Below are 19,039 nucleotides of genomic sequence, written 5' to 3' on the forward strand. Positions count from 1 at the left end.
ATCTGCCGGGTGGTCTGCCGGCCCGGCGGGAGGCGGGGCTCAGGAGCCCTGGTGGGCGGGGGTGGTCGAGTCCGCCAGGATCACGCGGTGCAGGAGGTATTCGGCCAGTTCCTCGATGCTCTGGTACTCCAGTGCCTCCATCGCCTTGAAGCGGAAGTCGAGCTTTTCCTGGATGCGACGCTGGAGTTCGGTGATGCTCAGGGAGTCGAGACCGATCTCCAGCAGGGCCAGGGACGGGTCGAGATCGTGGAGGTCGATCTCCAGCTCGGTCGACATCCGCCCGAGGGTGTCGACGATCTCGTCGGTGAGCCAGCCGATGACCGCCTGCCGGCGCTCTCCGGCGGGCCGGGCCTCGACGCGTTCCCGCAGTTCCTGCAGCGAGTCGCCGCTCTCCCGGGGGCGGCCGTCGGCCGGTGCGGGCAAGGCCGCCGAGGGGTCGGTCAGCGAGGCGATGCGCCGGAACTCGATGTCGTGGAGGTGCGCGAGGAGCTTCCCGGTGTCGTCCAGGACGCGCAGCTCGGCCGTGAACGCCGTCCCGGTGGTGTTCGGCCGCAGCCGGACGTGGCCCCAGACCTGGTCGGGCAACGGGCCGTGCAGCACCATCCGGCCCAGGCCGACGGGGACGTGGGCGCCCCTGGCCGCGCCCTCCCGCGCCGCCGCGGCCGTCAGGTGCAGACAGCCGTCGAGCACGGTGGCGAACCGGTGCGCATGGCTCACGCGCGACGCACCGTCGGGAGCGGCCGTGATCCGGCCGAGCGCCTGCCCGCCCGCCTCGTCGAGCCACAGCTCGCGGACGGTGGAGAAGCTCGCGCCGTACTCCATCCCGTCCTCCCGCAGCAGCCCGTAGAGCCGCCCGGGCGCCAGTTCCGTGGGCATCGCCGCGCGCAGCTCCTCGGGAGGTGTCCCGGAGCCGTCCGGACGCGCGGCCGGCCCGACCTTCCCCTGGCAGTAGCGGGATGCGCCGTCCCCGTCGCCTCCGGCCACGGTGAACCGGAGGTGACCGTCGGCCGAGGAGCCGTCCGCCTCCAGGTCCACCCGGACATTGCTGGGCTTCGCGGGGGCCAGGACCAGCGGGCGCAGGAAGTCGACGCCGGTCAGCTCGAGCGGCGCGGAGGCGTGGCCGTCGGCTGAGGTGTAGGCGTCCACGGCCAGCTCCAGATAGCCGGTGGCCGGGAAGACGGTCGACCCGAGGATGCGGTGGTCCGCCCACGGCGTCCCCGGCCGCACCTCCTGCCGGTGGACGGTCCGCCGGGCGGCCTGCTGCGGTACGGGCGCGGGCGCGACGGGCGGTGCCTGCCGCCGCGGTGCCGTGTCCGCCGCCTCGCCGTGGTCGGCGTCCGGCAGGGACTTCAGCCAGTACCGGTCCGTGCGGAACGGGTACTTCGGGGCACAGGAGGTACGGCGGTAGCGCGGGCCCTGGTAGAGCGCGGGGAGGTCGACGGCGGCGCCCGCCGTGAACAGGGCGCCCGCGGCGGCGAGGGTGTTGCGCACGTCCCGCCGGTCGCGCCGCAGGGTCGGGATCACGGTCACGCCGGTGTCGCCGAACGCCTCCGCGACGTACGTCCGCAGGGCGGGGTGCGGGCCGATCTCGACGACCACGGTGCAGCCCAGCGCGGCCACCGCGCGCATGCCGTCGAGGAACCGGACCGGTCGGCGAGCCTGCCGGCTCCAGTACTCCGGCCCCTCCGCGCCCGTCAGCGCTTCGCCCGTCACGTCGGAGAACACCGGGACGGCCGGGGCGGTCGGGCGCAGCCCGGCGGCCGCCTTCTCCAGCTCGGCCAGGACGGGGTCCATCAGCGGAGAGTGGAAGGCGTGCGAGGTACGCAGCCGGGTGGTCCGGCTGCCTTCGGCCTCGGCGAGGCGCGCCACCTCCTCCACGGCCTCGGCCCGACCCGAGACGACCACGGCGCGCGGGCCGTTGACGGCGGCGACGGAGACGTCCGCCTCCCTCCCCGACACCCAGCCGTGCACGGTCTCCGGGTCGGCGGCGACTGCCAGCATCACTCCGTCGCGCGGCAGTTCGCCCATGAGGCGGCCGCGCACCGCGCTGAAGCGGGCGGCGTCCTCCAGGCTGAGCATGCCGGCGACGCACGCGGCAGCGACCTCGCCGATGCTGTGCCCGACCACTGCGTCCGGGACGACTCCCCACGAGCGCAGCAGGGTGGCGAGCGCATACTCGACGGCGAACAGCGCCGGCTGGGCCAGGCGTGTGTCGTCGAGCGCCTCCGGGGACTGCTCTTCGAAGAGGACCTGCCGCAGCGGCGCGGGCAGTTCTGCGTCGAGCAGCTCGGCGCACCGGTCGAGGGCGGCGGCGAAGGCCGGTTCGCTGTCGTACAGTTCACGGGCCATGCCGGGGTACTGCACGCCCTGGCCGGTGAAGACGAAGGCGGTCCTGGCGCGCTTCGCCGGGTGCCCGCCGGTGACCGACGCAGGTGTCCGGCGGGTCCGCCACAGACGCAGGTCGCCCGCGATCTCGATGCCGCTCCGCCCGGTCACCGCGAGACGGTGGCGGTGCGCGGCGCGCCCGGCGGCGGCGGTGAAGACGGCCGCCGGCAGGGTCTCCCCGTCGGTCCGGGACAGGTACTGCGCCCAGCGCTCGGCCAGCGCGTCCAGGCTTGCGGGGGACTTGGCGGACAGCACCAGCAGCTCGGCCGGGCGCGGCTCCGCGGTGCCGGTGCGATGCCGCGGTTGCGGGGCCTCCCGCAGGATCGCGTGGGCATTGGTGCCGCTGTAGCCGAAGGAGTTGACGGCGGCCAGGCGCGGGACATCCGTCCGGGGCCAGGGCACGGACTCGGTGGGGATCTCCACCGAGGCGCCCTTGAGGTCGATCTTGGGGTTCAGCCGGTCCAGATGGAGGCTGGGGTAGATGGTCTGGCGGTGCAGCGAGAGGGCGGCCTTGACGACGCCGAGGAGTCCGGCGGCGGCCTCGGTGTGGCCGAAGTTACTCTTCACCGAGCCGACGTACAGCGGTCGGTCCGCGGTGCGGGTCCGGCCGTAGGCTCCGGCGATGGCGCCCATCTCGATGGGGTCGCCGACCGGGGTTCCGGTGCCGTGCGCCTCGACGTAGTCGACCTGGGCGGGGTCGACGCCGCTGCGGGAGAGCGCGGTGCGCATCACCTGCTCCTGGGTCCGGCCGTTGGGGGCGGTCAGCGCGGGAGTGTGTCCGTCGTGGTTGATCGCGGTGCCGACGATGCTGGCCAGGATGGGGTCGCCCCGTTCTTCGGCGAGCGATTGACGGCGCAGCAGCACGGCCACACAGCCCTCGCTGCGGACGTAGCCGTCCGCCTTGGCGTCGAACGCCCGGCACTGCCCGCTACGGGCGAACAGCCCCAGTTTGCAGAAGGCGATATGGGCATCCGGGTTGAGGATCAGATTGACGCCGGCGACCACGGCCGAGTCGCACTCGCCGGTGAGGATGGACTGCCGGGCCAGGTGCAGGGCCACCAGGGATCCGGAACAAGCGGTGTCGACCGCGAAACACGGCCCTTTCAGGTCGAGGAAGTGGGCGATACGTCCGGCGCTGATGCTGTTCGCATCGCTCATCGCGTCGTAGGCCGAGACGCCTTTCAGTCCCTCGTTGTCACGCTTGAGGAGGGAATAGTTGTTGCTGTTCATCAGCGCCAGGAAAACGCCTGTGCCGGTGCCCCTCAATTCACCGGGGTCCTGCCCGGCATGTTCGAGGGCGTGCCACACGGTCTGCAGGAGCAGGCGGTGCTGCGGGTCCATGCGGGCCGCTTCGGCGTCCGAGATCCCGAAGAACGCCGCGTCGAAGCGGTCTACGTCGTCCACGAATCCGCCATGGCGGATGTAGGTCTTGCCCGGGGCCAGCGGGTCGGGGTCGTAGAACTTGTCCACGTCCCAGCGGCTGGACGGGATCTCCTCGACGCAGTCCCGCCCTTCCCGCAGCACTGTGTATATGTCGTCCAGCCCGTGCACATGACCAGGGAGAGTGCACCCGATCCCTACCAATGCAATGGGCTCAACATCCATGCGGGATTTCTCCTTCGGAGGACGGGAAACCTCGACGAACTGCGATTCCACACACGTACGGGCCGAGTTTCATTTCGGCGCACTCTGTAACGCTAGGTGCGGGCCGATGAGGGAACAAGGAGCGCTGTTGGGGCGGGCGATGCCTCTGGAGGGCGCGCAGAGACTGGGGGCGCAGATGGCAGCCGTGCGCCCGCATCGTGCTCCTGACGGGCCTGAAATGAAGTTGCGAGGTCGGAACCCGCTCACTTCCCGGCCAGCACGAACCAGCGCGCCGGAAGGTCGATGCGGGTGCCGTCCGCGAGGTACTCGGTCTGCGGCAGGGTGGTCTCGCCGTCGGCGAGTACCTCCAGGCCGGCCTCGCCGAGCAGGCGCGGGATCTCCTCGTCTTCGGCGTCGGCGGGCTTGAGGCCGTGGTGGAAGACCCGGCGCAGCTTGGGCGGCGGGCCGTCCGGGTCGGCCGCCGCGCGCCGCAGGACGTCCCGCGAGCCGGAGGTGAGTTCGACCACGAACGCGCGTCCCTCGGTGCCGAGGATCTCGGCGACCGCGGCGGCCACGGCGGCGCGGGCGTCCGGTTCGCTCTGGTGGATGACGGCCCGCATGTACACGTGGCTGTCGCCGAGCCGCTCGTGCAGGGACCGTACGGCGCCGGTGTCGGTGAGGTCGAGCTGCTGGAACTCGACGGGTTCGCCGTGCGCGGCGCGGCGGGCGTGCTCGACGGCGGAGTTGGAGAGGTCGACGCCGACGGCGCGGGCGAACCGGGTGGCGAGGTAGCGGGTCTGGGTGCCGTTGCCGCAGCCGAGGTCGACGATGGTGCGTGCGGTGTCCGCGTACGGCAGGAACAGCTCGCTGTGCGGCTCGGCGGTGAGCGAGGGGTCGGAGTCCCAGATCGCCTCGCCCGCCTCGTCGGAGGTTTCGCGCCAGTAACTCTCCCACGCGTCACGGTAGTTGTCCGAGACGTTCATGACGATCTCCCCACGGTCGGTTCCGTGATCGGGATATCGCGACGGCCGTCAGTTGGGCAAGGGGCGGGCGGTCACCTTCACCCTCCGCTGACGGTCTGTTCGAACCAGACGGTCTTGCGGTGCCCGGTGGCGGTGGCGCCCCACTCGCGGGCCAGGCGGCTGACGACGCGCAGGCCGCGGCCCGACTCGTCGTACGGCCCGGCGCCGAGCATGGCGGGCAGGCCCGGTTCGTCGTCCGTGACCTCGCACAGCAGCGCGTCGGTGCGGACCAGCCGCAGTCCGATCCGGTCGCCGCCGCCGTACTGGACGGCGTTGGTGACGACCTCACTGACCAGCAGCTGTGCCCTCTCCACGGCCTGCGGCAGACCCCATTCCAGCAGCCGGTCGCGGACCAGTCGGCGGGCCCGTGCCACCTCGCGCGGGTCGGCGTCCAGGTGCCACTCGGCGACGTGGTCGTCGGGGATGCCGTTGAGCCGGGCCATGAGCAGGGCGACGTCGTCCTTGCGGTCGCCGTGGGTGTTGAGGGCGCGGATGATGGTGTCGCAGGCGGCGTCCATCGAGGCCGCGGGGTGGGCGGCGGACTCGCAGAGCGCGGCGAGGCCCTCGCCGATGTCGCAGCCGCGCACCTCGACCAGGCCGTCGGTGCACAGCACCAGCCGGTCGCCGGGCGAGACGCGCACGACGACGGACTCGAACGGGACACCGCCGACCCCTATGGGCGCGCCGGTCGGCAGGTCGAGCAGTTCGCTGCGGCCGTCCTCGGCGCGCACCAGGACGGGCGGGATGTGTCCGGCGTTGGCGAGGTGGAGTTCGCCGCGGATCGGGTCGTAGACCACGTACAGACAGGTGGCGAGGTAGTTCTCGCCGAGCCGCCGGGCCAGGTCGTCCAGGTTGCGCAGGAGCTGGGCCGGCGGGGTCTCCATGGCGGCCATGGTCTGTACGGCCGTCCTCAACTGGCCCATCATGGCGGCCGAGTTGAGGCCGTGGCCCATGACGTCGCCGACCACGAGGGCGGTGCGGGAGCCGGGCAGCTTGATGGTGTCGAACCAGTCGCCGCCGATCCTCCCGAGCCGGGTGCCGGGCAGATACCGGGTCGCCACGTCGCAGCCGGCCATCCGCGGGGTCACCTGCGGCAGCATGCTGTCCTGGAGGGTGTCGGCGACGTTCTCCTGGTAGGTGTACATGCGGGCGTTGTCGAGCACGAGACCTGCGCGGGCGGCGAGTTCGGCGCCGGTGGTGCGGTCCATGTCGTCGAAGGCCGGGCGGTCGGGGCGGCGCATCAGCACCATGAAGCCGAGGACGACGTTGCGCGCCTTGAGCGGGACGATCAGCAGGGAGCGGCCGGTGATGAGCGGCCTGAGGTCGCGCTTCTCGAACTCGCCGGAGATCCGCTCGCCCATCTCCTCGCTGACCCTCGGGATGAGGACCGGCTCGCCCGTGACCATGCACTTGTAGAACGGGGTGTGTTCGGGGAAGGCGAAGGCCTCGCCGACCGGCACGGTGTCGTCCCAGCGGCCCGGTTCGTCGTTGTGCTCGACCCACACGCGGAACATCACGGTGCTCGCGTCCGGCGGGCCGTCCGGGAAGCCCTCGCCGGCGAGGACGGCGGCGCGCAGATGGGTGCCGGCGAAGTCCGCGAAGCGGGGCACGGCGGCGCTGGTGACCTCGCGGATGGTCTCGCCGAGGTCGAGCGAGGAGCCGATGCCGGAGCTGACCTCGTTGAGGAACTCCAGGCGCTCGCGCACGGCGGCGTACTCGAGGTCGTGCTCGGCGCCGACGGGGATCACGGCTTCCGTGCGCTGCTGCGGTACGACGGCCTCGGTGCGCCGGCGTCCGGGGCGGCGCGGCACGCCCCAGTACGGGGTGACGGGCACCCGGTCGTACTGGCTGAACTCCAGGACGGGGTAGCCGAGTTCGAGGACCTGGGAGACGATGCGGCCGCTGGGTTCCGGGCCCATGTTGGGCAGGATCTCGGGCAGCCGCCGGGCGAGTTCGCCGGGGTCGGGCAGTTCGGTGTGGCGGGCGAAGCCGGGCGAGATGCGTTCGGCGGTCTCGTCGTCGTAGCCGCGCTCGTCCCGCAGCCGGGTGGCGTCGGCGGCGAGCACCAGCAGCCGCGAGGGTCCGGGGCCGACCAGCGGGTAGGCCCACCACAGCACGTCGATCCGGGTCTCGTCCCGGTCCGGGTGATCCCCGTGCGGGCAGAGACGGGCGCGGCCGGCCGTCGGGTAGCCGGTACGGCCGTCGAGGGAGGCCTCCAGGTCGGGGCCGGGCCCGTCGTGCGTGTCGTAGGCGTCGGGCAGCGCGTCGCCGCCGGGATCGTCGGAGAGCGCACCGGAGACCGGCAGCAGGTCCGCGGCGGGATGCCCGAGCGCGTCTTCCCTGTCCACGCCGAACATACGGCGTGCGCCGCTGCTCCAGTGGGACACCAGACCGTCACGGTCGACGACCACCACGGCAAGCGGAATCCGGCCCGCCGCGGCGTCACCGGCGCCGCGGCCGGGAGGTGTGTCCCGCTCGCTGCCACGGTCCATGGCCCAGGCCCTCTCTCCCCACGGCTGTTCGCAAACGATCTGTGCCGCCTGCCACTACGGTACGGCGGCGGCCGGTAGCGATGTGTGGCAATTCTGGAATTGGTTTCACCGGAACGCACCGGCGCGCAGCTCAGCGCCCCGCGGGCGCCCCCCTCAGTCCTCGTGGCCCAGTTGCAGGTCCCGTTCGGTGCGGCCGCCGCCCGCCACCTGGAGCACGGTGGCGACCGGCGGGTAACCGGCGGCGATGACGGTGTACTCGCCGGAGGAGAGGTCCACGAACCGGAACGTTCCCTCCGGTCCGGTGGTGAGGGTGTCCACGACGTTGCCCGCGGCATCGAGGAGCGTCACGCGCGCGTCCTCGACGGGACGGCCGCCGCCGGACCGGACGGTGCCCTTCAGGACGGCGCCGCCCGCGAGTTCGATGTCCTGCCGGGTCTCGCGGGCCGCCTGGACGGTGACCGGGAGCGCGGCGGGGCGGAAGGCGGGGGCACTGGCGGCGAGGGTGTATTCGCCGGCGACGAGTTCGGTGATGAGGTAGCCGCCCTCGCGGCCGCTGCGGGTGGTGGCGACGACCTCGCCGTGCACGTTGGTGAGGGTGACGGTGGCGTCCCGGACGGCGCTGCCGTCGGCGGTGAACACGCTGCCGGCGAGGCGTCCGGCGCCGCCGAGGACGACGTCCAGTTCGACGGGCCGTTCGCCGACGGTCACGGTGACGGCCTGCGGCTGGTGGCCGCCCGCGGCGGCGATCAGCACGTACGACCCGGAGCCCGGCGTGGAGAGCGCGTACCGTCCGTCCTCGCCGCTCGCGCCCCGCCCGATCTGCTGTCCGGCGACGTCGACGAGGGTGAGCGCCGCGCGGGGCACCACGGTCCCGTCGTGGTGCTGCACCGTGCCGCACACCGGGATTCCGGCGGTGTACGGAGAACGGGCCTGCGGGATGGGGGCGTTCACGGTGGCGGGCTCCGGCTCGGCGGCTTGATGGGACACCAGCGGTTTCTCCTTGAGGAAGAAGGCGATGAGCAGGCCGAGGGCGAGCACCGGGACGAGGTAGAGGAAGATCCGGGGCATCGCGTCGGCGTAGGCGCGGACGTAGGCGTCGCGCAGGGCCGGCGGCAGCGCGTGGACGAGCTGCGGGGTGAGCGACTCGGGGTCGGGCAGCCGGGCGCCCGTGCGCGGCGGCAGCTCCCTGCGCAGGGCGTCGGTGAGCCGGTCGGCGAAGAGGGTGCCGAAGACGGCGGCACCGACGCTGCCGCCGATCTGCCGGAAGTAGTTGTTGGCGCTGGTGGCGGTGCCGAGGTCGGCGGGGCGCACGGAGTTCTGCACGGCGAGCACCAGGACGGGCATCACCAGGCCGATGCCCGCGCCGAGGACCGCCATCCAGATGCTGTAGTGCAGCCGCGGGGTGTCGGCCTCCAGCCGGGACAGCAGCCACATGCCGACGGCGGAGAGGGCGCCGCCGAGGACGGGGAAGACCTTGTAGCGGCCGGTGTGGCTGATGAGCTGCCCGCCGATGACCGAGGCACCGACGATGCCCGCCATCATGGGCAGCATCAGCAGGCCGGACTCGGTGGCGCTGGCCCCGTCGACCATCTGCAGGAAGGTCGGCAGATAGCTGGCGGCGCCGAACAGGGCGACGCCGGTCACCAGGCCGACCAGGCCGGTGACGTTGAAGACGGAGTCCCTGAACAGCCGGAGCGGGATGAGGGGTTCGGCGGCGAAGTGCTCGGCGACCAGGAAGAGGACGGTGGCGGCGAGGGCGCCCGCGCCGAGGCCGAGGATCTCCCGGGAGTCCCAGGCGTACGTCGTGCCGCCCCAGCTGGTCAGCAGCACCAGGCAGGTGGAGGCCGCGGCGAGCAGCAGCGCGCCGGGCACGTCGAGGCGGGCGCGGACCTGCGGCCGGGGCAGTTTGAGGACGACGGTGACGACGGCGAGGGTGAGCAGGCCGAAGGGGACGTTGATGTAGAAGCACCAGCGCCAGGAGAGGTGGTCGGTGAAGTAGCCGCCGAGCAGCGGACCCGCTACCGAGGCGAGGCCGAAGGCGGCGCCGATCAGGCCCATGTAGCGGCCGCGCTGCCGGGGCGGCACGATGTCGCCGATGATCGCCTGCACACCGATCATCAGCCCGCCCGCCCCGACGCCCTGGACAGCACGGAAGGCGATCAGCTGGTCCATGCTCTGGGCCCGCCCGGCGAGCGCGGAGCCGATGACGAAGACCAGGATCGCGAACTGGAAGACGCCCTTGCGGCCGAAGAGGTCGCCGAGCTTGCCGTACAGCGGCAGGCCGATGGTGGAGGTGAGCAGGTAGGCGGTGATCGCCCAGGACATCCGGTCCAGGCCGTGCAGCTCGCCGACGATCTTCGGCAGCGCGGTGGCGACGATCATCTGCTCCAGCGCGGCGAGCAGCAGCGCGAGCATCAGCCCGGTGAAGACCAGCCGCGCCCGGCGCGCGCCGAGCGCGGCGGCCGGGGCGGGTGGTGGCGCTTCGGCGGCGGTCTGAGGCGGATCCGGTGCCACGACCGGCCCGTGCCGCACCACAGTCGACCCGCCCACGTACCGCTCCCCTCGTCGCGCCTGTCACACATTTCCCGCGTTAAGCGACAACTGCGAACAAGTGCGGCGAGTTACGGCACATTCCCGGACGGGATGGAGTTCCACTCGAACCGGTGAGGGGCACAACGCCCCTTCACCGGCCGGTGTTTGAGGCTACTTCTCCACCTGGGCGGCGAGGTTCTCGAGGATCGCGTCGTAGATCCGGCCGAGGCCCTTGGGCGCGAAGGTCTTCTCGAAGAAGCCGCCGATGCCGCCCGCACCCTTCCAGGTGGTGGTGACGACGACCCGGGAGCTGCCCTCCCCGGCGGGGGTGACGCGCCAGGTGGTGACCATCGAGGAGTTGCGGTCCTTCTCCACCAGCTCGCCGTCGGTGGGCTCGCTGACCTCCAGGAGGCAGTCGCGCACGCGCTTGCTGGTGGCCTGGAGCTTCCAGTGGACGAGGGTGCCCTCGCCGTCGCCGCCCTCGCGCACCTCGTACTCGCTGAAGTGCTCGGGCAGCAGCTGCCGCCGCGTGCCGCTGTAGTCGGCGAGGGCGTCGAACACGTTCTCCGCGTCCGCCGCGACGACCCGCTCCGTAGTGGCCTCGACCTGCGCCATTGCGTTCCTCCAGGACCTGCGTTTCTCGGGGTTGGGGCAAGCCAACCACCCCGGCACCCGGCCGCCCAAATCGGGGTCGCACGATCATGGGAACAGATGTTCTATTCTGTGCCGAGCGCTACCGAGGAGGCGTCATGCGCTGGGAGAACCTCACCGTGGAATCCGGCGGGTCCGAGGGGTCCGACGGTCACAGCCGGGCCGCCGATGCCGCGCTGTTCGGCGCGGACGCCGTCACCACCCGCACCTTCGACACGCCCGAGTTCCGCGGGATCACCTTCCACGAGGTGCGGGCCCGCTCGGTCCTGAACCGGGTGCCGGGCGCTTCGCGCATGCCGTTCGAATGGACGGTGAACCCGTACCGGGGCTGCACGCACGCGTGCGTGTACTGCTTCGCCCGCAAGACGCACGGCTACCTGGACCTCGACACGGGGATCGGCTTCGACACCCAGATCGTGGTGAAGGTGAACGCACCCGAGGTGCTGCGCCGTCAGCTGACCTCGCGGCGCTGGCAGGGGGACCACGTGGCGATGGGCACCAACGTCGACTGCTACCAGCGCGCCGAGGGCCGCTACCGGCTGATGCCGGGCATCATCTCGGCCCTCACCGAGCACGCGAACCCGTTCTCGATCCTGACCAAGGGCACGCTGATCCTGCGCGACCTGGACCTGCTGGCCCAGGCGGCCCGGGTGACGGACGTCGGCATCTCGGTCTCCGTGGGCTTCACCGACACCGAGCTGTGGCGCACGGTGGAGCCGGGCACGCCCGCGCCCGAGCGCCGCCTGGACGTCGTCCGCACGCTCGGCGAGCGCGGGATCGGCTGCGGCGTGCTGATGGCACCGGTCGTCCCGTTCCTGAGCGACCATCCGGACCGACTGCGCGAGACCGTACGGGCGATAGCGGCGGCCGGGGCCACCTCGGTCACTCCCCTCGTGCTGCATCTGCGGCCGGGCGCCCGGGAGTGGTTCATGACCTGGCTCGGGCAGCACCACCCGCACCTGGTGGCCCGCTACGAGCGGCTGTACGCGGAGGGCGCCTACGCACCCAGGTGGTACCAGCGCCGGATCACCCGTCAGGTGCACGAACTGGCCCAGGAGTACGGCGTCGGCCCCACCCGCGCGGGCCTGGCCCGGCGCATCCAGGCGGCCCGGGCCCCGGAGGCAGCGGAACCCCCGGCCGTGTCCGAACCGACCCAGCTCACCCTCATGTGAGCGCGTTGGAGGGCATCCTTCGACCCAATTGGGTCAACTATTTACAGACTATGTTCTTTCGGGCCTTGTCCCCGGGACGATCCGGCGAGAGCCGCGACCCTCGCGGTTCGCGTCACCCTCCGTCCCGGGAGGACTCATGAGAACACGCGCAGCCGTGCTGTGCGCAGCCGCCGCCATGCTGACGGGCTCGGTCACGGCCGTGCCCGCCCAGGCGGCCCCCACCGCTCCTGCGGCGACGCCCGCCTGGAAGTCGTGCGCCACCCACGACTATCCGACGCTCCAGTGCGCGTCCGTGAGGGTGCCGCTGGACCACACGCACCCGGCCGGCGCGCAGATCACCCTCGCCCTGTCCCGCGTCCCGCACACCGCACCGACCTTCCAGGGGCCGCTGCTGGTCAACCCCGGCGGCCCCGGCGGCAGCGGTCTGATCCTCGCCGGATTCGTGGCCTCCGCGCTGCCCAGGAGCGTGGCGGCCCAGTACGACATCATCGGCTTCGACCCGCGCGGCGTCGGCAGCAGCACCCCGGTGGTGAACTGCTCCGCCGGCCGCTTCAAGCCGGTGCGCGCGGACACCGTGCCCGCCACGACCGCGATGGAACAGGACAGTGTGAAGGGCGCCCAGTCCTTCGCCGCCGCCTGCGGTGCCAAGTACGCGAGCGTGCTGCCCTACATCGACACCGTCAACGCCGCCCAGGACATGGACTCCATCCGCCAGGCCCTGGGCGCACCGCAGATCAACTACTTCGGCTACTCCTACGGCACCTACCTGGGCGCGGTGTACGCGAAGCTCTTCCCCGAGCGGGTGCGCCGCCTGGTGCTGGACTCGATCGTGAACCCGACGGGCGTCTGGTACGAGGACAACCTCGGCCAGGACTACGCCTTCAACGACCGCCACCGCGCCCTGATGGCCTGGATCGCCCGGTACGACTCGACGTACCGGCTCGGCACCGACCCCAAGCGGATCGAGGCCGAGTGGTACGCGATGCGGGCGGCCCTGGCGAAGAAGCCTGCGGGCGGCCAGGTCGGCGCCGCCGAGCTGGAGGACACCTTCATCCGCGGCGGCTACTACAACGGCTACTGGCCCCAGCTCGCCGAGGCGTTCGCGGCCTACGTCCACGACAAGGACACCGGGCCACTGCTGACGGCGTACCAGAGCCACGCCGCCGTGGACTCCTCGGGCGACAACGGGTACAGCGTCTACGCGGCGGTGGGCTGCCGTGACGCCGCCTGGCCGCGCGACTGGAAGCGCTGGGAGCAGGACACCTGGGCCGTGTACGCGAAGGCACCCTTCATGGCCTGGAACAACGCCTGGTACAATGCCCCCTGCGCGTTCTGGCCGGGCGACTCCCTGACGCCGAGGAACGTCGCCAACACCGAACTGCCGCCGACGCTGCTGTTCCAGGCGACCGACGACGCGGCGACCCCCTACCCCGGCGGCGTCGCGGCGCACCGCCTGCTGGACCGCTCCAGCCTGGTGGTCGAGCAGGGCGGCGGCAACCACGGCATCACGCTGAGCGGCAACGCCTGCCTGGACAGGTACCTGGCCGCCTATCTGACCGACGGCACGGTCCCGCACGGCACCGGCGACGCCGACGCGGTCTGCCCGAAGTCCCCGGATCCGAAGCCGCTGACGGAAACGGAGAAGGCCGCCTCGGCGTCGTCCCGCGGCTCGACCCTGCACGGCCTGCTGGGGTTCCGCCGGTAGACAACCCTCCCGGTCCGCCGGGGGCGTTGTCACACCCGTGGTCCACCATGGACGCATGTGTGAACCGACCCGGATCCCCGCCCCCGACGGCGTCGCCCCCGCCGCCCAGTACAGCCACGTGGTGACGGCCACCGGCCGTTTCGTCGCCGTCTCCGGCCAGCTCGCCCTGGACGAGGACGGCAAGCCGGTCGGCGAGGGCGACCCGGCGGCCCAGGCCCGGCAGGTCTTCGAGAACCTCGGACGCTGTCTGGCCGCCGCCGGGGCCGGATTCCAGCACGTCGTCAAACTGACCTACTTCGTCACGGACATGGCGTACATGCCGGCGATCCGCGCGGCCCGGGCCGCACACATACCCGACGACCGCTTGCCGGCGGCCTCCGCCGTGCAGGTGGCCGCACTGGTCGCTCCGGAGTTCCTGATGGAGGTCGAGGCGATCGCGGTGGTGGGCGAATAATCGCGGGCTCGTGCGGGAGCGGTTCTCTAGGGTGCCGCCATGGACGACCGGCTCCCGCACATCCGCATGATGAACCTCGCCGACTGCGACCGCGTCTCGGAGATCCGCATCCGCGGCTGGCAGCACGCCTACCGGGGCCTCGTGCCGCAGCCCTACCTCGACGCGCTGAGCGTCACGGCGGACGCCGAGCGGCGGCGGGCCCGGTTCGGGCTGGGGGACGGCTCCGTGGTGAACCTGGTCGCCGAGCGTGGCGGCGAGGTCGTCGGCTGGGCGGCGCACGGGCCGTACCGGGACGGTGAAGTGCGCACCGGGGACGCCGAGTTGTACGCGATCTACGTCGACCCGGCCCACCTCGGCAGCGGGATCGGGCGGGCGCTGCTGGCCGAGGCGGCCGGGCAGTGCGCCCGCTCCCCGCGCATGTTCCTGTGGGTCCTGAAGGAGAACACGCGCGCCCGCCGCTTCTACGAGCGGGCCGGTTTCCGGCCGGACGGCGCCGAGGAGCCCTTCGACGTGGATGGTGTGCCCGTGCCCGAGGTGCGGTACGTCAGGGACCGCTGACCGGCGTCACCTCTGCTTCTGCCGCGGGATGCGGGCCAGCGCGTGCACCGCCGCCTCGGCGAGTGCGGGGTGGGCCAGGGCCTCGCTCAGCACCCGCTTGGCGCGCGCGTCGCCGAGCGCGCCGAGGCCCTCCACACAGGCGAGGGCCACCCGCCGGTACGGGTCGTGCGGGCGCAGCCGCCGCTCCAGGGTGGTGATCAGTGCGGGCACGGACTCGGGGGCGCGCAGTTCGACCAGGAGCCGTACCGGGTGCAGGGCGTAGGCGACGCGCAGTTCGTTGGTGGCGAGGGCGGCGGCCGCGCGGGCGGTGCGCGGGTCACCGAGGCGGGCGAGGGCGTAGGCGGCGGAGGCGCAGCGCGGCGGGTCGCGGTGGTTGAGCAGCAGCACCAGGGATTCGAAGGCCCTCCGGTCGCCTCCCAGGCCCAGCCGGAACGCGGCCAGCTCCCGGGCCCACAGCGGCTGTCCGGGCGCGGTGAGCACCTCCGCCAGTTCGTCGTGGTCCTCCGTCGCCAGCAACCCCTCGTACGCCGCCGAGCCGCGCGACTCCTGCCGAATGCGTTCCGTGAGCGATCGCAACTCTTCGTCCACGAAGACCAGCGTAGGCGCGTTGCACCCGCCGAGGGAGCTACATCACAAACTCGGGTCCGACTCAGGTCTGGCGCGCTCGTTACTCGCCGGTTAAGCTCATTCGAGCGAGGTAACCCTCTCGCACTTCCGCTGACGACGGTTTGGTGACGCAGCCGTCGTGAGCACTGGTCGGTTCGGTACATCGGTACCGCAGTACGACCCGGCTCCGGGACAGGGCCGGTCGGATTCCGCCGCTCCCCGGGCGTGTGCACGCCCGCGGCGTCGGCACCGGGCGTGTGCGCTCGCAGCCCGGCAACACCCGCACTCCTTTCCGCCCCGGCGTGCGCCTTCCGGCGCACCCGGCGCGTTCCCAGTCGTCACCCTCATTCCTGGAGTCCCGCGATGGCCACTCCCCTGTCCCACACCTCTGTGTCCCCGTTCAAGACGATCGCCGTCATCGGCCTCGGCACCATGGGCACCGGTATCACCGAAGTCCTGGCGAAGGCCGGCCGCGAGGTGATCGGCATCGACATCAGCGAGGCCCAGGCCGCGAAGTCCGTCGCCGCCCTGGAGGCCGCCACCGCCCGCGCCGTCGAGCGCGGCCGGCTGACCGAGCAGGAGCGTGCCGACGTCCTCGCCCGGGTCCGCACCGCCACGGACCTCGGCGCGGCGGCCGACGCCGACCTGGTCATCGAGGTGGCCCCAGAGTCGTACGAGATCAAGCACCAGATCTTCCGTGCACTGGACGGCATCGTCCGCCCGGAGACGATCCTCGCGACCGGCACCAACGCCCTGTCGGTCACCCGTCTCGCCGCCGACTCGGCCCGTCCCGAGCGCGTGCTCGGCCTGCACTTCTTCAACCCGGCCCCGGCGATGAAGCTGGTCGAGGTCGTCTCGTCGGTGCTGACCGCGCCGCAGGCCGTCGCCGCGGTCACGGACCTCGCGATCGAGCTGGGCAAGGAGCCGGTCGCGGTCGGCGACCGCCCCGGATTCGTCGCGGACGGGCTGCTGTTCGGCTACCTCAACCAGGCCGCCGCCATGTACGAGGCCAAGTACGCCTCCCGCGAGGACATCGACGCCGCGATGCGGCTCGGCTGCGGCCTGCCCATGGGCCCGCTCGCCCTGCTGGACCTCATCGGCATCGACACCGCGCGCACGGTCCTGGAGGCCATGTACACCGAGACCCGCGACCGGCTGCACGCCCCCGCCCCGATCCTGAAGCAGCTCAGCGAGGCGGGCCTGACCGGCCGCAAGTCGGGGCGCGGCTTCTACACGTACGAGGCTCCCGGCAGCGCCACGGTCGTCGCGGACGCCCTGACCCCGGCCGCCGACGACACCGCGGCCCAGGGCCGCAGCGTCCGCTCCGTCGGGGTGGCCGGTTCCGGCACCATGGCCTCCGGCATCGCCGAGGTGTTCGCAAAGGCCGGGTACGAGGTCGTCCTCGCCGCCCGCAGCGAGGAGAAGGCCCAGGCCGCCAAGACCCGGATCGGCAAGTCGCTGGCCCGCTCCGTGGACAAGGGCCGGCTGACCGCCGAGGCCGCCGCCCGGACCCTGGACCTGATCACCCCGGCAGGCTCCTACGACGCCTTCGCCGACGTCGACCTGGCCGTCGAGGCGGTCGCCGAGGACCTGGCGGTCAAGCAGCAGCTGTTCGCCACGTTCGACAAGGTCTGCAAGCCCGGCGCGGTCCTCGCCACCACCACCTCCTCGCTGCCCGTCGTCGCCTGCGCCCGCGCCACCTCGCGCCCGCAGGACGTGATCGGCATGCACTTCTTCAACCCGGCCCCGGCGATGAAGCTGGTCGAGGTCGTCCGGACCGTTCTGACGGCCGACGACGTCCACGCGACCGTCCGCGAGGTCTGCCTGAAGATCAGGAAGCACGCCGTGGACTGCGGCGACCGGGCCGGGTTCATCGTGAACGCGCTGCTGTTCCCGTACCTGAACAACGCGGTCAAGATGGTCCAGGAGCACTACGCGTCCCTGGACGACATCGACGCGGCGATGAAGCTCGGCGGCGGCTACCCGATGGGCCCCTTCGAGCTGCTGGACGTCGTCGGCCTGGACGTCTCGCTCGCGATCGAGAAGGTGCTGCACCGCGAGTTCCGCGACCCGGGGCTGGCCCCGGCCCCGCTCCTCGAGCACCTGGTGGCCGCGGGCTGCCTCGGCCGCAAGACCGGCCGTGGCTTCCGCGAGTATGCCCGCCGCTGACGGCGTCGGCGACTGGTTCGACGGCGCCCCCGAGGGCGCGGACTGGGGCGGACTGCTCGATCCCGTGGGAGGACCCCCGCCCTTTACGGGCGGGGGATACCCCGGACCTGCGCATCGAGCTGCGGACATGCAGTACGTTCAGGTCATGTCCCAGCCCGCCAAGTCCTCACGTACACCAGCCACGCCCGACGCGCCGGAAAGTGCCGCAGGCAGTCGCGCCGCCGCCCAGCGGCTGAAAATGCGCCGAGAACTGGCGGCCGCAGCGATGGAACTGTTCGCGACCAAGGGGTACGAGGCGACCACCGTCGACGAGATCGCGGCCGCGGCCGGGGTCGCCCGCCGCACCTTCTTCCGCCACTTCCGTTCCAAGGAAGAGGCGATCTTCCCGGACCACGACGACACACTGATCCGCGCCGAGGCGGTCCTCAACGCCGCCCCGGCGCACGAGCACCCCCTCGACACGGTGTGCCGCGGCATCAAGGAAGTCATGAGGATGTACGCGGCCCGCCCGGAGATCTCGGTCGCCCGCTACAAGCTGACGCGCGAGGTGCCCACCCTGCGCGAGGCCGAGATCGCCTCGGTGGCCCGCTACGAGCGCCTGTTCACCCGCTATCTGCTCGGCCACTTCGACGAACACGCGCACGCCGACGACGCCAACGACGACCCGCTACTCGCCGAGGTGGCCGCCTCCGCCGTCGTCACCGCCCACAACCACGTCCTCAGGCGCTGGCTGCGGGCCGGCGGCCAGGGCGATGTGGAGGCCCAGCTCGACCACGCCTTCGCGATCGTACGCAAGACCTTCGGCACGGGGATCGGGGCCGGCCGGCAGGCTTCCCCCCGGCCGTCCTCCCCGGCCCCCGCGGCTTCCGTGGTCCCGCACGGCGAGGTGCTGGTGACCGTCGCCCGCACCGACGCACCGCTCGACGAGGTGATGAGGACGATCGAGCAGGCGCTCAAGGAACGCGCGTAGGGGCTGCCCACGGACGGGCCCGGTTCCCTCGCCCCGGCGCAAAGAACGCGGCGAGGCGAGGGCCCGCCTCCCCCATCACCAGTCCAGCCACCAGCCGTCCGGCCACCGGGGCCGACACCAGACCGAGCATGTCGTGACCGGTCACGAGCAGGCCCCTGGGGCCGGCCCCGGAGCGGGCCGACCGGCAGCCCGTCCGAGGTCATCGGGCGCGGCCGAACTCCGTGGTCCCGCGCCCCGTCCCCCTTGCCGGGCGCGAGGCCGAGCCGGAGCGGGACCCGGCAGCCGGCCGACCGGCAGCCCGCCCGGGAAACACCAGGCACGACCCCATCCACTCCCGCTCGCACCACCCCCAACCCGCCCTCGGCAGATACGGCCCGAAGCGATCCGGATCGCGGCCGAACCCCATGACCCCGCGCCCCCCTTTGCCAGGCGCAAGGTCAAGCCGGAACACGACCCGGGACCGACCCGGCAGCCAGCCGACCGGCAGCCCGCCCGGGAAACACCAGGCACGACCCCATCCACTCCCGCTCGCACCACCCCCAACCCACCCCCAGCAGATACGGCCCGAAGCGATCCGGATCGCGGCCGAACTCCCTGGCCCCAGCGACCCGCACCCCCCTTGCCAGGCGCAAGGCCGAGCCAGAACACGCCCCAGGGCCGACCCCGCAGCCAGCCGACCGGCAACCCGTCCAGGCGGCACCGAGCGCGACCCCATCCACCCCTGCTCGCACCACCCCCA

12 protein-coding genes are annotated in these 19,039 nt (G+C 72.4%); 6 read left to right on the forward strand and 6 right to left on the reverse strand.

Annotation, left to right across the window (positions count from 1 at the left end; translation table 11 throughout):
• Positions 1-39 precede the first annotated feature (39 nt).
• From AQI88_RS02795 to AQI88_RS02815, 5 genes are all read right to left on the reverse strand, one after another.
• The gene (locus AQI88_RS02795) at positions 40-3,990 is read right to left on the reverse strand and encodes a type I polyketide synthase (RefSeq protein WP_079057361.1); all 3,951 of its coding nucleotides are present in this window, start codon (positions 3,988-3,990) and stop codon (positions 40-42) included.
• Between the two features lie 242 nt (positions 3,991-4,232).
• A complete protein-coding gene (locus tag AQI88_RS02800; protein WP_066991105.1) occupies positions 4,233-4,952 on the reverse strand; it encodes a class I SAM-dependent methyltransferase in 720 nt (239 codons plus the stop codon).
• A gap of 77 nt (positions 4,953-5,029) precedes the next feature.
• On the reverse strand, positions 5,030-7,483 hold the full coding sequence (locus tag AQI88_RS02805; RefSeq protein WP_066991106.1) for an ATP-binding SpoIIE family protein phosphatase: 2,454 nt from the start codon (positions 7,481-7,483) through the stop codon (positions 5,030-5,032).
• Between the two features lie 153 nt (positions 7,484-7,636).
• Positions 7,637-10,033 (reverse strand): MFS transporter, encoded by a 2,397-nt coding sequence (locus AQI88_RS02810; RefSeq protein WP_066991109.1) that lies wholly within the window; start codon positions 10,031-10,033, stop codon positions 7,637-7,639.
• Positions 10,034-10,186: 153 nt separating this feature from the next.
• A complete protein-coding gene (locus AQI88_RS02815; protein ID WP_066991112.1) occupies positions 10,187-10,630 on the reverse strand; it encodes an SRPBCC family protein in 444 nt (147 codons plus the stop codon).
• Between the two features lie 134 nt (positions 10,631-10,764).
• On the opposite strand from AQI88_RS02815, the gene AQI88_RS02820 reads away from it, so the two are divergent.
• The 4 genes from AQI88_RS02820 (at position 10,765) to AQI88_RS02835 (ending at position 14,555) form a co-directional block, all read left to right on the forward strand.
• Complete coding sequence (locus AQI88_RS02820) at positions 10,765-11,838, forward strand: Rv2578c family radical SAM protein (protein ID WP_066991115.1); 1,074 nt, start codon at positions 10,765-10,767, stop codon at positions 11,836-11,838.
• Between the two features lie 136 nt (positions 11,839-11,974).
• Positions 11,975-13,543: an alpha/beta hydrolase gene (locus AQI88_RS02825; protein WP_066991118.1), complete on the forward strand. Its 1,569-nt coding sequence runs from the start codon at positions 11,975-11,977 to the stop codon at positions 13,541-13,543.
• A gap of 55 nt (positions 13,544-13,598) precedes the next feature.
• Complete coding sequence (locus tag AQI88_RS02830; protein ID WP_066991120.1) at positions 13,599-13,997, forward strand: RidA family protein; 399 nt, start codon at positions 13,599-13,601, stop codon at positions 13,995-13,997.
• A 39-nt stretch (positions 13,998-14,036) separates the two neighbouring features.
• Positions 14,037-14,555: a GNAT family N-acetyltransferase gene (locus AQI88_RS02835; RefSeq protein ID WP_066991123.1), complete on the forward strand. Its 519-nt coding sequence runs from the start codon at positions 14,037-14,039 to the stop codon at positions 14,553-14,555.
• Positions 14,556-14,561: 6 nt separating this feature from the next.
• On the opposite strand, the gene AQI88_RS02840 is transcribed toward AQI88_RS02835, so the two are convergent.
• A complete protein-coding gene (locus AQI88_RS02840) occupies positions 14,562-15,143 on the reverse strand; it encodes an adenylosuccinate lyase (RefSeq protein WP_066991126.1) in 582 nt (193 codons plus the stop codon).
• A 381-nt stretch (positions 15,144-15,524) separates the two neighbouring features.
• Here AQI88_RS02840 and AQI88_RS02845 point away from each other — a divergent pair, with 381 nt between their 5' ends.
• Both AQI88_RS02845 and AQI88_RS02850 read left to right on the forward strand, forming a co-directional pair.
• Complete coding sequence (locus AQI88_RS02845) at positions 15,525-17,330, forward strand: 3-hydroxyacyl-CoA dehydrogenase family protein (protein ID WP_066991129.1); 1,806 nt, start codon at positions 15,525-15,527, stop codon at positions 17,328-17,330.
• Positions 17,331-17,457: 127 nt separating this feature from the next.
• Positions 17,458-18,300 carry a TetR family transcriptional regulator gene (locus AQI88_RS02850; protein WP_208615698.1) on the forward strand — a complete coding sequence of 281 codons (843 nt, stop codon included), beginning with the start codon at positions 17,458-17,460 and terminating at the stop codon, positions 18,298-18,300.
• The last annotated feature ends 739 nt before the right edge of the window (positions 18,301-19,039 follow it).

It is taken from the genome of Streptomyces cellostaticus (genome assembly GCF_001513965.1).
Taxonomy (GTDB): Bacteria; Actinomycetota; Actinomycetes; order Streptomycetales; family Streptomycetaceae; genus Streptomyces; species Streptomyces cellostaticus.